Source organism: Alteromonas sp. Cnat3-28, from assembly GCF_022348265.1.
Lineage (GTDB): Bacteria > Pseudomonadota > Gammaproteobacteria > Enterobacterales > Alteromonadaceae > Alteromonas > Alteromonas macleodii.
In genome coordinates this window covers 45923-61794 of sequence record NZ_JAKREY010000021.1, presented here as the reverse complement: position 1 = coordinate 61794, position 15872 = coordinate 45923, and the positions used below count along the sequence as shown (strand labels likewise).

13 protein-coding genes are annotated in these 15872 nt (G+C 45.2%); 11 read left to right on the top strand and 2 right to left on the bottom strand.

Going from position 1 to position 15872, the window contains the following annotated elements; all coding sequences use genetic code 11:
• Nucleotides 1–86: 86 nt before the first annotated feature.
• Entirely contained in the window at nt 87–1139 is a 1053-nt protein-coding gene (locus tag MHM87_RS17205) for a serine/threonine dehydratase (protein ID WP_049588717.1), read from the bottom strand.
• Between the two features lie 195 nt (nt 1140–1334).
• On the opposite strand from MHM87_RS17205, the gene MHM87_RS17200 reads away from it, so the two are divergent.
• The 3 genes from MHM87_RS17200 to MHM87_RS17190 are packed head-to-tail and all read left to right on the top strand — an operon-like array spanning nt 1335 to nt 2369.
• On the top strand, nt 1335–1667 hold the full coding sequence (locus MHM87_RS17200; RefSeq protein WP_239260363.1) for a hypothetical protein: 333 nt from the start codon (nt 1335–1337) through the stop codon (nt 1665–1667).
• A gap of 28 nt (nt 1668–1695) precedes the next feature.
• The gene (locus tag MHM87_RS17195) at nt 1696–1983 is read left to right on the top strand and encodes an EAL domain-containing protein (RefSeq protein ID WP_239260361.1); all 288 of its coding nucleotides are present in this window, start codon (nt 1696–1698) and stop codon (nt 1981–1983) included.
• 11 nt (nt 1984–1994) lie between these two features.
• Nucleotides 1995–2369, top strand: coding sequence for a PH domain-containing protein (locus MHM87_RS17190; RefSeq protein WP_014950757.1), 375 nt, complete (start codon nt 1995–1997; stop codon nt 2367–2369).
• A gap of 264 nt (nt 2370–2633) precedes the next feature.
• On the opposite strand, the gene MHM87_RS17185 is transcribed toward MHM87_RS17190, so the two are convergent.
• Nucleotides 2634–4847: a S9 family peptidase gene (locus tag MHM87_RS17185; protein WP_239260359.1), complete on the bottom strand. Its 2214-nt coding sequence runs from the start codon at nt 4845–4847 to the stop codon at nt 2634–2636.
• A 70-nt stretch (nt 4848–4917) separates the two neighbouring features.
• Here MHM87_RS17185 and MHM87_RS17180 point away from each other — a divergent pair, with 70 nt between their 5' ends.
• From MHM87_RS17180 to MHM87_RS17145, 8 genes are all read left to right on the top strand, one after another.
• Nucleotides 4918–5541, top strand: coding sequence for an NAD(P)H-binding protein (locus tag MHM87_RS17180; protein WP_014950755.1), 624 nt, complete (start codon nt 4918–4920; stop codon nt 5539–5541).
• 140 nt (nt 5542–5681) lie between these two features.
• Nucleotides 5682–6500: a methyltransferase gene (locus tag MHM87_RS17175; RefSeq protein ID WP_049588720.1), complete on the top strand. Its 819-nt coding sequence runs from the start codon at nt 5682–5684 to the stop codon at nt 6498–6500.
• Between the two features lie 13 nt (nt 6501–6513).
• Complete coding sequence (locus tag MHM87_RS17170; protein WP_049588721.1) at nt 6514–7002, top strand: YgjV family protein; 489 nt, start codon at nt 6514–6516, stop codon at nt 7000–7002.
• Between the two features lie 294 nt (nt 7003–7296).
• Nucleotides 7297–7869 (top strand): hypothetical protein, encoded by a 573-nt coding sequence (locus MHM87_RS17165; protein ID WP_049588722.1) that lies wholly within the window; start codon nt 7297–7299, stop codon nt 7867–7869.
• A complete protein-coding gene (gene bcsA, locus MHM87_RS17160; protein ID WP_239260357.1) occupies nt 7847–10072 on the top strand; it encodes a UDP-forming cellulose synthase catalytic subunit in 2226 nt (741 codons plus the stop codon). Before MHM87_RS17165 ends, bcsA begins: the two co-directional genes overlap by 23 nt.
• Nucleotides 10069–12345: a cellulose biosynthesis cyclic di-GMP-binding regulatory protein BcsB gene (locus MHM87_RS17155; RefSeq protein WP_239260355.1), complete on the top strand. Its 2277-nt coding sequence runs from the start codon at nt 10069–10071 to the stop codon at nt 12343–12345. Before bcsA ends, MHM87_RS17155 begins: the two co-directional genes overlap by 4 nt.
• Nucleotides 12339–13445: a glycosyl hydrolase family 8 gene (locus tag MHM87_RS17150; RefSeq protein ID WP_239260353.1), complete on the top strand. Its 1107-nt coding sequence runs from the start codon at nt 12339–12341 to the stop codon at nt 13443–13445. The genes MHM87_RS17155 and MHM87_RS17150 overlap by 7 nt, the downstream gene beginning before the upstream one ends.
• Nucleotides 13442–15865 (top strand): cellulose synthase subunit BcsC-related outer membrane protein, encoded by a 2424-nt coding sequence (locus tag MHM87_RS17145; RefSeq protein ID WP_239260351.1) that lies wholly within the window; start codon nt 13442–13444, stop codon nt 15863–15865. Before MHM87_RS17150 ends, MHM87_RS17145 begins: the two co-directional genes overlap by 4 nt.
• Nucleotides 15866–15872: the final 7 nt, after the last annotated feature.

The window sequence follows — 15872 nt, the reverse complement described above, 5'->3', positions numbered from 1 at the left end:
GCCTTTTTTATTTCTGTTTTATTTTTTGTTTTTTTAGTTTTTATACCGAGCTGCTCGAGTTTCAATAGCTACGCACTAACGCAACGCTATGCCTCGACACGCTCGGTGTCTTCAAATTCGTCTTCGTCTTCGTCTTCGTCATCAAGGTCAAGAATGGGAGGCTGCAGCAAAAAATCTCTCCCCCAAATTTTAGCCATACTCGACTGGCTAATGTTGCCACCACTCAATATAACAAGAGCGGTTTGCCCAGGTGGAGTGTTGGCAGCCCAAGCCGCTACTGCAGCCATGGTCATCGCGCACGTGGGCTCAATATGAAGCTTTAGTAAATGATGTAGCCATTGGGTCCAATAAGCAATTTGCAGCTCATCTACTTCGTAGAAATCATCTATTTCTTGCAGTATAGGAAACGTTACATCGCCAACAGAAGGCGTGGCTGCACCGTCTGCTAAGGTATTTGGAGCATAGTCTAAAGCAATGATCTCACCAGCTTGCAACGACATAGAGGCATCATTCGCTTCGGCGGGCTCAGCGCCAATGACCAATGCATTTGGCTGTAGTGCGCGAGTTGCCAGTAATGAGCCCGACAATAACCCTCCGCCACCACACGGCGCAAAGATAGCATCCACCTCACCAATTTCGTTAAGCGCTTCTAACGTTGCCGTGCCTTGTCCTGCCACAATATCTTTGTGGTTAAACGGCGGTATCCAGACCGTGTCTGGTGCTTTTGAGGCTTGCTCGACAGCCGCATCTGCTTCTGGACGGGTAGGAAATAGTTTTAATTCAGCACCATAGCTTTGCGTAGCGGCAGCTTTTATTGGCGAAATGGTCTCGCTCGCAAAAATAGTGGCCTTAATTCCAAAGTGAGACGCTGCATAGGCTACTGCCTGAGCATGATTTCCAGAACTATTGGCGACCACATGCTTCGGTAAACGGCCTTCCTCTTTCAAGCGGGCTAAAAAATTCATAGCGCCGCGAATTTTGAATGCCCCGATGGTCTGTAAGCACTCCGCTTTAAACAGAATGCGGTTGCCCATCCATTTGTTGAGCAACGAAGATTCAACAATTGGCGTTTTCTTTACGTCGCCTTTTATACGTTCATAGGCTTGTTTAATGTCTTCGAAATTTGGGGAAATACTCATTAAGTAACGCTCTTTTCATTTTGGTTTTTTTATGGGGTAGCGCCGACAAGGGCCTTTACGCACTAAAAGAAAATCGGAAGCCTTACAGTGCCAGATACTATTAGATAACGCCAGAGCCTATACCACATAAGACAATTCATATTTCTTTAATACTTCTACTTTAGTATACCGGCGCTAGTTACCGGAGACAGGCACATGTTAAGCAAACACAACCATCGTATTTACGCCTTACCTACGGTTTTGTTTCTTTTTCTCACCTTTTTATTTGTTTCTGCTGGTGTTTTTATTCAAAACGATGAACGCGCAGCACGTATTTCTAAAGCGCAGTCGGTTGCCGAGCAGGTAAAAATTAGTCTTGAAGTTTTCTCAAGCGAACGTATTCAAGCGCTGCATAAGATTGCCAAGCGTATGCAAAGTACTTCTGTACCTGCTGAGAAAATTTGTTTTGAGATTACAGAAACAACAGCGGTAACTAACTTAAGCGCTGCTAAACATTTCATTTCTACACTACGCGATTTTGGGGTGTAGCTTTGCCTTAGACGACTTTGGTGCTGGTATGTCCTCGTTCACCTACCTGAAAAACCTAGATGTTGATTACGTTAAGATCGACGGCTCCTTTGTGCGAAATATCGTTCACGATCCTATCGATCATGCTACAGTAACAGCGATAAATAATATTGCGCACAGTATGGGTAAACAGACCGTGGCCGAGTTTGTGGTCGATAACGCGACCGCCGAGGTTTTACGAGATCTTAAAGTAGATTTCGGTCAAGGCTTTGCTTTAGATAAACCCAAGCCACTGGCGCATAGAGTTCAATGGCGAGTTAAACTTGCCTCTGCTTAAAAGGAAATGTCATGGGTTTATTTGATACCATCATGGGGAATGCAAGCGAGACTAGCGCTTCAGATGTTCAAGAAGAGCTTACGCCTATACTTGCTGCTAACGAAACCGTTACCTCTGCGTTTAAGCTAGTGCGCGATTTAAGTGTATTCACCAACAAGCGCCTAATCCTTATAGATAAGCAAGGCCTTACCGGGCGCAAAGTGAACTATCACTCCATTCCTTATAAATCTATCACGCAGTTTATCGTTGAGACGGCAGGGCATTTTGATACTGACGCCGAGCTTAAAATTTGGCTGTCGGGCAAAGCCGATCCTATTGAGATTGAACTAAGTGCATCGTCTGCTCAGGCGGTACAGCAAAACCTAGCAACCCAGATGTTTAGCTAGTTTCTGCATTTGTCATATTTGATTGATGCTTTGAAGTAGCAAGTAGCAAGTAGCAAGTAGCAAGTAGCAAGTAAAGAAAGTCTAATCACCCTGCAAGTGCACAAAGCGCTACAACGCAAACATGTACAAAATAAGCGTTAATTAAACTGACCAAACAAAAAAGCGATGCCTTCATAAGCATCGCTTTTTGCTTTTTACTACTTTCTAGGGCTTGTCGAGCTTGGATGTACAGTAGAGATCAACAGGCCCTAGGCTCTAACCGTATTAGTCTTTCAAGTTACGGTTAAAGAAGTTAGTAATAGTTTTGTATAAATGAATGCCCGTTTGCTTGCCTCGAATGCTGTGCTTCTTGCCCGGGTAATCCATAGTTTCAAATGGAATTGCCAAGTCTTGAAGATGCTTGTATAGCATGGTCGAGTGGGTAAACAACACGTTGTCATCTGCCATGCCGTGGTAAATCAAAAGGTCACCCTTCAGATCTTTTGCGTAAGGGAATACTGAAGACGCAGTGTAAGCATCATCATCTGTATTTGGGTTGCCCATGTAGCGTTCAGTGTAGTGGGTATCGTATAAGCGCCAGTCAGTTACCGGAGCACCTGACACGCCCGCAGCAAAGTAATCGCCCGCTTTGAACATGGTCATCAGCGTCATGTAGCCGCCATAGCTGTGGCCATGAACACCAATACGCTCAGCGTCAACGTAGTCAAGCGTACGCAAGAACTCTACGCCTGCAACCTGATCGTCCACTTCAATAAAGCCCATTTTTTTATAAATAGGATCTTCAAAGCCTTTACCGCGATAGTTAGAACCGCGGTTATCTAGCGTAAATACCACATAGCCTTGATCAACCCAGTGTTGGAAAAGCAAGCCACGGTTACCCGCCCAGCTGTTTGTTACAACCTGTGCGTGCGGGCCGCCGTAAAGGTAAACAATAACAGGGTGCTTCTGTTTAGGGTTTTGCTTGGCACTGTCAGGCGTGTAAATTCGATATTTAAGGGTTGCGCCATCCTTTGTGGTGATGTCACCAAACTCAGGTGCCGTCCAGCTATCCATGTAAGCGTGCAGAGGGTGGCCTTCTTCAACTTTATTTTCTTCAAGCCAGGTAATTCGCTCGCCAGTAGCGCTATTTAGGCTAACTTGTGCAGGAGAGTTAATCGTTGAAAAACGGTCGATAAAGATAGAGGCATCTTTGCTGAATGCCGCGCTATGGTATGCGCCTAGTTCAGTGATACGCGAAATTTCGCCGCCATCTAAAGGCACGCTGTAAACATGGCTTTCTAGTGGGGTGTCTTTGCGGCCAGAGAAGTACAAACGGTTGTTTGCAGTATCAATAGCTTCAACACTGTCTACAACCCAGTCACCTTTGGTTAACTGCTTAACAAGCTTGCCTTTATTGTCGAAAAGGTAAAGGTGTTTAAAACCGTCGCGCTCAGACGCCCAAATAAATTGGCCTTTGTCTTTTAGGAAGTAAAGGTCGTTATGCAGATTTACCCAGGTATCGCTTGTTTCTGTAAGCAGCACGTTTTCTTTTTTGCTGTTAAGGTCGAACGCACGCAGCTCTAACGTCTGCTGATCCCGTGTCTGCCATTGGTATGTGAAGGTGGTGTTGTTTGGCATCCACTTACCGCGAGCAAAATAAATGTCTTTATCTTCACCTAAATCAACCCAAGTGCGATCGCCAGAGTTGATGTCTTGAATAGCAAGTTCCACCAAGACGTTTGGCGTGCCCGCTTTCGGGTATTTTTGTTCGATAAGCTTGATGTCGTCAGCATAGATTTCAGAACGCGTGATCACATCTACCGGGCTTTCATCAACCTTGGTAAAGGCAATTTTAGTCTCATCTGGCGACCACCAGTATCCGGTCATACGGCCCATTTCTTCTTGCGCCACAAATTCGGCCATACCAAATTTAATGTTGTCGCCACCTTCTTTGGTAATTGCCGTTTCTTTACCCGATTCAATGTGTTTTACATAAAGGTTCTGGTCGCGAATGAAGGAAATGTAGTTACCTTTTGGTGATAATTTAATATCAGTTTCAAAAGCGTCAGTATCTAAAAGTTGCTTCGCCCCTTTTTCGCCCAGCTTGTGATAAAACACATCGCCACCTAATGGGAAAAGTAATGCTTTACCATCGTCCGACCACTGGTAGCTTACAATACCGCTGCCAGATAAACGCATACGCTCGCGTCGCGCTTTCTCTTCATCAGAAAGCACTTCTTCGCCGCTTTGTAGGTCGTTTGAGTCGAAAAGCATGCGAGTTTGGCCACTTTCAATATGGTATTCCCATAGATCTAGGCGCTCGTAGTCGGTTTGCTTACCTTTAAGAAATGTTACTCGTTGACCGTCAGGTGATACTTTTAACGAACGGGGTGCGTTGCCATCGAGTGAAGGAGAAGAGAAAATACGCTCAATAGTGAGCGTTTCAGCGTTTAAAGCAGTAGAGAGCATAGCGGCTCCAATTAAAAGGGCTTTTTTCATTTTTATCTGCATATTTGACTGTCGAAGGTTTGATTGTAGTTATATCAATTTATGATACAAGGTGCGACATATGAAATCCGCAATGGTGCTAGGAGCGACAGGTTTAGTGGGACGAACGCTTGTAAATATGCTGTTACAGGATAGACGGTACAATGAGGTAACCTGCTTAGTCAGAAAACCGCTCTCCTCCAGTATGTTTAACGACCCTCACAATCGCCTAAAACCTGTAGTTATCGACTTCGACAATCTACAGGACTATCAAGGCTACTTTAGCGTAAATCATGTGTACTGTTGTCTGGGCACCACGCTTAAAAAGGCGGGATCGAAACAAGCGTTTCGCCGCGTTGATTTTGAATATGTTCATGTTGCCGCACAGCTGACCCGAGCTCAGCGCGCGGACAGTTTTGTATGGATATCATCGGTAGGCGCTGATGCTAAAAGCAGTAACTTTTATTTACGAGTAAAAGGCGAGCTAGAAAACGCGATTATGCGAATGCCTCAGTTACCCCATGCCTCTGCCGTACGCCCTTCGTTATTGTTAGGCAATCGCGACGAGTCGCGGACGCTAGAAGATATAGCGCAGAAAACGGCGCCCATATGGCAAAGCATAATGAAAGGCCCGTTAAAGAAATACCGACCCGTTCATGCCGTTGACGTTGCCAGAAATATGATGTCGCTGCAGCGCTGGAAATAAGCGCTCACAGTAAATGTCACAACCTTAACGTGAAGCACAACCCGACTTGATATAGAATGCGCGCCTTTTAACGCACTAGGTAATACGACTTCCTTATGTTCCGCTGTAAACAATTCACCGTAGCACAGGACAAATGCGCGATGAAAGTGAATACCGACAGTCTGATTTTAGGAAGTTGGGCACAGTTTCGCGCAAACCTCAGCCATGCCCCACGCATCTTGGATATCGGCACCGGCAGTGGCATTTTAGCGTTGATGATGGCCCAAAAAGCAGCGCACTTTTGCAATCCGAACGGTGAAGAGCAGAATGTTCAAAGCAGTTCAATTGACATCAGCTCGTTCGATAATGGCGCAGCCAGAATTGACGCGATAGAAATAGATGAGCAAGCCGCAGCGCAGGCCGCTACCAACTTTAAAAATGCAAAATGGGCCAAACAGCTGTTTATTTACTGCTGTGATGTAACTGGCTACACCTCCCCCCACTTGTATGACCTAGTGATTTCTAATCCACCTTACTTTAACACGCCAGCTACACTTTCAAATGCGTACAGCAAGCAAAGCCAATCTCGCTCGGTGGCAAGGCAAACGTCTGCATTGGGCCCAGATGAACTTTTTAGTGCAAGCAGCAAGTTGTTAATAGAACAAGGGCAAATGTACTGTGTGTACCCAGCGTCGATGGAAGCCTCAGTTATCGAAACGGCTGAAGGTTATGGCCTATCGCTGGCAGATATTCTTTATGTAAAGCATACATCTAACAAATCGCCTTATCTTTGCGCGTTCCACTTTAAAAAAGTAATGGAGGGCGCAAGTGATAATCTTAAAAACGTTACTGCACATCGGGAATGGCCGAGCTTAATAGCGAAAAATGCAATCAAAAATGAGCTGATAATTAGGGATCAAAAGGGCGAATATACCAGTGAATACAAAGCCCTTTGTCAGCCTTTCTACCTTAAATTTTAATGAGCTTATATTAATGAACATAGTTGCAGAAGGCTTTGGCGCAATAGCCGTTGTTTTAAATTTTATTGGGTATCGCCAAACTAACGTAGACAAGTATTTGCTTATTTCTGCGTTTGCCTTAAGTGCACTTAGCATGCATTTTTTTATGCTAGATGCCATGGCCGCAGGCATTGGAACACTGCTTGCCAGCGTTCGTAACTTTATTGCCATTAAACATAGAAGCAATGCCATTTTATTTTTCTTTGTTGCGGTGAATCTAGGCTTCCTCGCTTATGAGTGGTTTGTGCTAGAGCACAGCTGGATAATCTTCATTGCCTATGCGTCTTCACTTATTTTTACAGTGGGATCTTTGGTTATCCGCAATACGCACACTATTAGAAAGGTTTTTCTTGTTGCTGAAACTTTGGGGCTGTTATATGCCATTTCCGTGGGCAGTATTTTTGGAACGGTATTTAATGTAAGTAACTTGATCAGTATTTTAAGTAAGCTGCGCAAGCCCTAACGCTTTAGCAATAAAACTCACCTTATCAATTAGTCTAATTTGCCCACGTTAATCCCGTTTAGTCGGGCTGCTTTTCTGCGACTTACGTTACCTGCTATATGGCTTTTCATATAGTCTTCACACCCTTGTAGGCCTTGCCCTACATGACTTATACCAAAGTTCAATGAGCTAAAGTTCAATATCAATTTGCGTATGTAAGCGTATCGTTATTAATCAGTAAGTATGGTTTCAGCAATTTTTCCTCTGAATGTACGGAAGTAGACTCAGTGTGTAGTAATGAGGGGAGTGTGCGCAGTGAAATTAGTAGATAACTCACAACAATTTGACCAATCACCTACGCTTGAACAATCGTTTCAGAGCGCTATTAATGAAGGCGCTGCGGTAAACGTGTTTGCGCTTGCTCAACAGTTTAAAAATACCAATCCTGCTTTTAAAAAACCTCAACTGGTTGAAGAACGCACGAGTTTAGAGACAGAGCAGCTGTGGAAGAAGCGTCTTTCGATGCTGCTTGATGCAGAAAATAAACTTATGAAAGTTATACGTTTTCGCAAAATTACTGGTATATTTACCGTTGCAAGTATGGCTATGTTTTTATTTTCCCTGTACATAGCGCCAACAATGTCGCCAGTATTGTTCTATGGCCTTATTGTTGTAGCTGCATTTGGAATGGCAACGTATCCGGCGTGGTTGTTAGCGTCTAAAAGCAATAAAAAGCAGAGAGATGACATTTCTCGTTTGTTTTATAAAAGTAATCACGAGATTGAAATGTCGGACGGTAAAATTACGTTAATTAACAGGGCGAACTATGCAAGTGTAACGCAAATACACGTATTGGATCGCAAACTTGGACTATTCGCAGACTCGTAGGCAACACTACACCTCTCAGTTCATTATTGTCCTGTTAGTAGCATCCTTTATTCTTGGGGGGCTACTGCTGGCACCCATGGATGCATTGGGGCAGCTTCTCTCTTCAATCGTTATCCTCATCGCAATATCCTTGTGCAGCAAAGAAGCGCGGCACACGCAAAAATACCAGCATTTATTCCGCATTTTAGCTCTGGTGCTAGCCATTGCGCTTAGCGTCAGGTATTTGCTGTGGCGTGGTATTTACACGCTAACCTACTCAGATTTTCTTTCAATGATTGCCGTCTGGCTATTATTTGGCGCTGAAATTTATGCGGGGATCACTTCAGTGTTAGGGGCGATCGTTAACGCGTTTCCGCTCAGTCGACCGCTTTTGTCCCTAGAAGGGGTAGATAAATCAACTCTGCCCAGCGTAGACGTCATGATCCCGAGTTATAACGAAGATGAAGGGATATTAGAAGTCACTATCCGCGCTGCAAAAATGCTCGATTACCCTAAAGAAAAGCTTCGTATTCATTTGCTTGACGATGGCGGAACCGACCAGAAAATTAACGCTGAAAACCCTGTGTCAGCGGCCACTGCAAAACAGCGGCGACAAGATTTGCAAGCACTGTGCAAACGTTTGGATATTACCTATCACACTCGAGCAAAAAATGAGTTTGCCAAGGCGGGTAATGTGAACAGTGCAATACAAAATACCACGGGTGATTTGATTGTTATCTTGGATGCTGACCATGTTCCTACTTCGGATTTTCTTGATAGAACCGTGCCGTGGATGCTTAAAAACGAGAAGGTCTTTCTCGTTCAAACCCCTCATTTTATGGCTAACCCAGATCCTGTTGAGCGTAACTACTTCTCTGCGTTTACTCGCATGCCTTCAGAAAACGACATGTTTTACGGCACTATACAGAAAGGCTTAGACTACTGGGGGAGTTCCTTCTTCTGTGGATCAGCCGCATTGATGAGAAGAAAGCACCTCGATTTGGTGGGGGGCATTTCCGGCGACTCTATCACTGAAGATGCAGAAACCGCGTTAGATCTTCACAAAATGGGCTACGAGTCTGTATATGTGGACAGACCTATGGTAAGCGGCCTTGCGCCAGAAACGTTTGATGCGTTTATTAAGCAGCGTATGCGCTGGGCACAAGGCATGACGCAAATTTTACTACTCAAAAAGCCTTTTAAAGCGCAAGGACTAAAATGGTATCAGCGAGTGGGCTACATGAGTTCAATCATGTTTTGGCTGTTCCCGTTTGCTCGCATCATCTTTTTGCTTATGCCACTGGCGTATTTGGTCTTTGGGCTTCAGGTTTACCATGCATCGATGCTGGAAATTTTTGCCTTCACCCTGCCTCACGTTATTGCCACATACATGATATCCACCATGCTCTTTGGGCGAACCCGATGGCCCTTAGTGTCAGAGTTATATGAAATACTACAGTGCGCATTTACGCTAAACGCATTAATCAAGGTTTTCTTAAAGCCGCGGGCACCTTCATTTGTTGTAACACCAAAAGGAGAGAGTCTTGACAGAACCTTTGTATCGCCACTATCGAGCGTGTTTTACTGGCTAATATTGGTAATCACATTCGCATTAGGGAGCGGCGTCTATAAGTTCATAACAGAGCCTCTTACACGCGAACTTACTGTGGTGGTCATGTTGTGGAATGTATTTAATTTGATTCTATTGTTGTCTGTTCTTAGTGTGTTATTAGAGCGGAAACAGGTGCGTAGCCAGGCACGTCTACCAGCTACCAACAGTGTCGTTATTAAGACTACAAGCAATGAAGCTTGGGTTGGAGATTTGGTCGATCTTTCGCTAGGTGGAGCTCGGTTACGCTTGAAAGGTGAGGGAGCGTTAGTACCTGAAAATGCCACGCTCACATCGTGGAGTCACGCACTGAATAAGAACGTTCATTTGCCAATTAGCGTTCTGCATTACGACAATAGGTCAAAAATTCTTCGAGTACGCTTTATGCCTCAAACCGAAGAACAAGAAAACGAAGTCGTCGCCTATTCACTGTGTGATAGTTTGCGCTGGATGTCGTTTCAACGAAGAAGAACAAGAGCTATCTCATATTGGTTCGGCGCAAAACATGTGTTGAAAGTTGGGTTAAAGCCTGTTTTATTGCATATGCTTGTATTAATGGGGAAATTCGCCGGGAAATTAGGTTTGCTTGCTAAACCGGCAAAGGAAAATCAATGATAAAAAAATTTCTTATGTTCATCATATGTTTGTGCATGCCTTTTACCCTAGCGGCGCAAACTGACACGTATCGATTAACCGACTTTTTTGGCGGTGAAAGTACCGTGCGCTTGCAGGGAAAATCTGCCTCCATTGATATTCCAATTCCCCTTAGTTCAGTAACTGATGTGGACAGCGCGCTACTTACATTAGAAGTGGTCAGCTCGCAGGCGTTAATCAAAAAACGTTCTCAGCTGTATGTGAGATTTAATAATGCGACCATTGGACAGATTGCGTTCGACCCAGACAGACCTTCTCTTGTATCTGAAATTGCGATCCCTACTTCATTGTGGCGAACCGGGTTTAACTCTCTGACACTAGCGGTAAGTCAGCACTATGCCGAGCAATGTGTTGACGGCAGTGCGCCTGAATTGTGGAGCGAAATTAATGCATACAACTCAACGCTAAAAATTGCGACGTCGGTGAATGAAAAGCGCTTCACGTTAGATGAGCTGAGCGGATTCTTTAATCCAGGAATTGGCGGACAGCGAAACGTTCAGCTTTACACGGCGCGAGAAGCTGATGATCAAATTAAATATCAGACACTTCCCATTGTTGCTCAAGCACTGTCTCTTAGGAATCAATATCAGCCGCTTATTATCGAGCATGACAGCTTTGATGATGGTTACGTTTTGCCCCAGCTAGAAGACACAGAAAATAGTTTTTGGAACGACCAAAATGTTGCTCGCTACGAGCGTTCTGCATGGTATCTCAAAGCCAAGCAAAAACAGCCTGTTCATATTCTAGTTGGTACAGTCGACGCGTTATCACCGGTGTTATCTGACGAAGTGATTAACGATATTGATGGCGCGTTTCTAAAAGCACAGCGCACACCAGCGTTCGTTAAGGACAGCAACGTGATTGTACCGGCTAGCTACCGCCTTATTGTCAGCGGTACTACGCAAGGTGAAGTACTTGAGGCAGCGAAAGCTTTGGCGGTAATGGACGATGCGATTAACCCTATTTCACAAGTCACCGTACTTTCACAGTCACAAATGCAGGCGGAAACGCTGCAGCGTCATCGCATTCTGAACCCAGACAATCACTACACATTCCAAGACTTTGGTGTGGCGACCACGCAGTTTAGGGATGAGGGGAACTTCACCAAACGGGTGTCATTCAGATTGCCTGCAGATTTTTATGTACCTGAAAACGCGAGCGTGAGCTTGCTCTTAGACTTCGGGTATGGCGCAGGTTTTGGGCCAGGTTCGGTTATGAATGTAAGCGTGAATGACGAACTTGTACACGGTTTGTCTCTTAATAATATTAACGGACAATCCTACCGAGACTATCAGCTAAGAATACCTGCACGGTTCTTCAAAGGCGGGACGAATAATTTAGACTTTGCGGTAACCATGAGAGCGCCGTTAGCAGGTGTGCCTTGTGATGATATTCCTGGTTCCCACCTCGTGTTCCAGCTTGATGATTCTTCGGCTATAAAACTACCTGATGCAGGAAACGTGGCAGTTCAACCTAATCTCGTCTTGCTTTCAGAAACGGCTTACCCGTTTGCGCGCTTTAAGTCAGCACCATCGTCAACCATTGCTATTCCGTCAGATGACTATTTAGATACAGCGTTAACTCTTTCAGCGAAATTAGCGCAAGTAGCCCAAGTGCCTTTATTGAACGTGAAAATAGCAACTGGAAACGACATTACAACCGAAGGTTCTGTGATTGTTCTAGGTACCCCTGAAAGCTTAACGAATATTGAGCAGTCTGAATTCAGTACGACCATTGAGGCAACGAAACGCTGGTCTTATCGGTTACAGAACAATCTGTACAATCGCGTAAGAAACCTGACTGACGATCAGTCTTTCAAAGAAATGCGCATAGACGGTCATACCGTTCAAGAAAGTGACTTAGGTGAGCAAGCAGTACTTACTGCACAGGCACACCCTGTTTCATCACAAACCGATACCTTGTTCATTGTTGCAGCGCAGACGCCGGAACTTCTTCAAGCTAGAGTCGAGGATCTGGTTAGTTTGTCGATGTGGGGGCAGATGGCAGGGGATTTCTTCGCATGGAAAGATGGTCTTTCGCCATCACTCATCATGCAGGTAAGCGATAAATATGAAGTGGGTGAAGCCGACGACAGCTGGCTGCATTTACGACTATGGCTGTCTAACAACCCGTGGTATTGGTTAATAGGCTTTATATTGGTTGTATTTGTTGTAAGCCTACTTATTTACCTGTTGCTTAAACGCAGAAATAAACAAGTGCAAGACTCATGGTAAAGCTGCATTACGCAACAAAAGCGACGCTAGTGATAGGCTTTTTGTTCCTGTTGGCGTCGTGCTCTACCAAGGAAGATAGCGAATTCAAGTCTCAGTACATAGCATATAAGGCATTGTTTGTTGACGGCGGGCGCGTGGTAGACACAGGAAATGATGATGTGTCTCACAGCGAAGGGCAAGGCTACGGTATGCTCTTTGCCGTCGCCGCCAACGACAAAGACACCTTTGATGCATTATGGAACTGGACCCAACGTACGCTCATGCGCGAAGACGGGCTCTTTAGCTGGCGCTACCGACCTTGTGTGGATAATTCATCTTCTTGTATCGATGACCCTAATAATGCCTCTGATGGTGAGATTCTTATTGCCTGGGCATTATTGCGTGCAAGTGAAAAGTGGGGCGTTAGTAAGTATGAGGAGGCCGCCAGGAATATTGTACGTGCTGTAGAGCAGAAACTTCTGGTGGTGAATAATAACAGTGTAGTGCTCTTGCCAGGGGAATACGGATTTGCATCTGACCAAACAGGAAATAGCAGCCTTCAGCTAAATCTGTCCTATTGGGTTTTTCCCGCCATAACTGACCTGTCTTCGCTGTCGGATACTCCGTCACGTTGGGAAAGCCTGTTCGAGTCGGGCTTGATCTTGCTGTCGAATATGCAGTTTTCTACCTACCAATTGCCCAGTGATTGGGTGCGTTTCACCCCTAATAGTGCTGAGTCCGATAACAGTAAGATTGGTGCGTTAAGTTTAGATAATGTGATATCGCCTGAGTTTGGTTTTAATGCGATCCGTATACCGCTTCAGCTAGCATGGTCCCCACGTTTTCGCCAAAACGCTAGATTAACTGAGAAGCTACTTTCTCCCTACTATGCATGGTGGGCGATAACGCCTACGCCAGCTACCATCAACCTGTTAAACGAGGAAACAGCTGAGTACGAAATGTCTAAGGGAATGCGTTCAGTGCAGATGGCGGTAAACCGCTTGATGAAATCAGAAGAAAAGCAAAGGCCAGAGTGGCCTGAGATCAATCGAAACATGGATTATTACTCGTCAAGTTTAACGCTGCTTTCTATGCTAGCAGTTTTGGATAACGCATCGTGAAAACTCGGTTTACTCGCACGTCTTTGTATCTGGCACTAGGCGCTTTGGCCACGTCACTTGTGTCGGTGCAGGCATACGGACAAGCTAAAACAACGTACAAAGAAAAAGATCTGGGTATATTACCTGCACAACAAGATCAGCCGGATTTAACAGGGCTTTGGTACCATATTAATGAGCGACAGATTCAGCAAGCCAATGAAGAGTTTACGCGCTTAAAAGCTCGTTACCCTACGTGGCAGGTGCCACAAGAAGTCGAAACCGAACTAAATAGAATAAACGGCCGCTTAAAAGGTACTATCAAGCCTGTAGTGTCAGCGCCAAGAGAATCGCTTCAGGCTTTAAAAAAGCAGCCTAATAAGCCCGCTTCTAAAGCCCTCCCGCTCGAACAATTTGCTCAGTTAACGCCGAAAGCCAGAGCAAATACGCCGAAGCAAAAAGTAGAAACGCTTATTGCATTGAGCAATCAAATTAAGCGTACTGATTTTTACTTGCTTATGGGTTGGACCGCCATTGATAAAGGCATGTTAGAAATGGCAACGCAGCAGTTCTCTCAGGCCCAACAATCGGCAGTTCGGGATATCGATAAACAATCCGCTCAACAAGGCCTTAACAGTGTCACTGGTATTAAGCTACAGCAGGCATTGTCTTTGCGCGATACGACAACGCTGGAGCAATTTCTCAAATCTGATAACAGCGGCTACGTGAAAGAAGTGCTGCAGGGCGCGGCATGGCAACAATACGACTTGAAAAATTACGACTTTGCCGAAGCGCTATTTAGTTTGGTGAACGATAATGAAGGCAGGTATTTGTCACTTAGCGCGCAAAGCAGCGACACGGCAAAGCAAAGCGCGTTCGACCTAGCATGTAGTATCAATACTGAGGTTTTCATTCGACGCTGTGCTGATGATCTGGCTAGCCGACAGGCTCAGTTTTACGATACACGGCGCTACAAGCAAAGTATTGAGTCAGGCGAAGCACTCGCCCGCTTGAGACCGTTAAGTGTAGATGAGCAAGCACTAATTGGGTGGGCTGCTAAAGAGATACAAGACACCACAACCGCCACCACAGCGTTCGAGCGAGTGCTCGCGAAGACGCCAACCGATGCGGTAATTGCCAATGAATTGGTTACAATTAATCAAGACGACGAAGCCACACTGAACCGATTGGCGCTGAGATACAGTGCGGTAAAAAGCATATTGCAAGAACGCACCACACGTAACGCCTGGCCCAGAAAACAGTTTTGGCTAGCCTATCAAAATCGGGATGCGCGGGGAGTTACAGCACAATCTAAAGATGGCCTAAGTGCAGTCTACGGTATTAATACTCGCAGTCGAAGCGGAAGTGAGGGGCTCGGTAATTTCGATGTTCTGTCGCAATATATTGGTATTGGCAGCGGTTATGAAAACTGGCTTTGGCAAGTATCACTCGACTACAAGCAATTCTACAGCGGTCGCCCTCAAGTTGGCGACTGGTTTGGTAACAACCAATTGAGTGGAGCATTTTCGGGAATAAGTGGCTTTGAAGATAAGGGGATTCGCGCCGAAGCACAATATCAGGCAGCTGATTTCAATTTTTATGCAAACCTTGAATATGCCATGTTCGATCAACCCGTTGGCGCTAAAGTAACGGGGCAGATATCTGCAACCAAATTTCTTACCAGTACAACGGTAGCTGCAACCTTATTTAGAAAGTCAAAAGAAGACAGCTTATTAAGCCAAACCGGAACCTTCAATGCTGATCATGCGAAACCTTGGGGATACGTGATAGAAAGTGGCATAAGAGGGTTAGTAGCGCATGCAGTGGCCGACGACTGGTCTGTTGCAGGTACTGCTCAGGTTAGTCGCTTAGAAGGCGAGCAGGTTGCCGATAATAGCGCGTTCTCTCTACGGGGTGATGTGAGTTACGATATTGCTACCATGATATCTCCCATGCTTGATTATTGGCGTGTAGGGCCATTCTTGAGCTATACAAGCTATGATAAAAATCTAAGCGGTTTTACGGTCGGTAATGGTGGCTACTTTAGCCCCAGTCAGTTTGTCAGCATCGGGGGTTATTCAGAGCTGTTAACGCTTGAGGCGCTAAACTGGCAAGTTAAACTTCGAAGTTCACTTGCGCTTTCACGTGTTGAACAAGACGATGATCTGCGCTTTCCGATTGGAGGTGCATTTCCTACGGCAGACGAGAACGCGACCCTTGGTGAAAGCTCAGATACGGGTTTAAGCGGAAATTTTATGGCTGAAGGTCAGTATCGAATCAATCACAACTGGATTGTGGCTGGGTATATAGGAAAAGCATTTGCGGTTGAGTACAAAGCATTTGAAGCGGGTATTCAGATAAGGTGGCGAGAAGGGCGAGGTGCTGGTGTAACAAGCGATGAGCTTTTGCTGTCTTCGCCAAGATTAAGCGGCTTTGCACTATAAAGCCGCT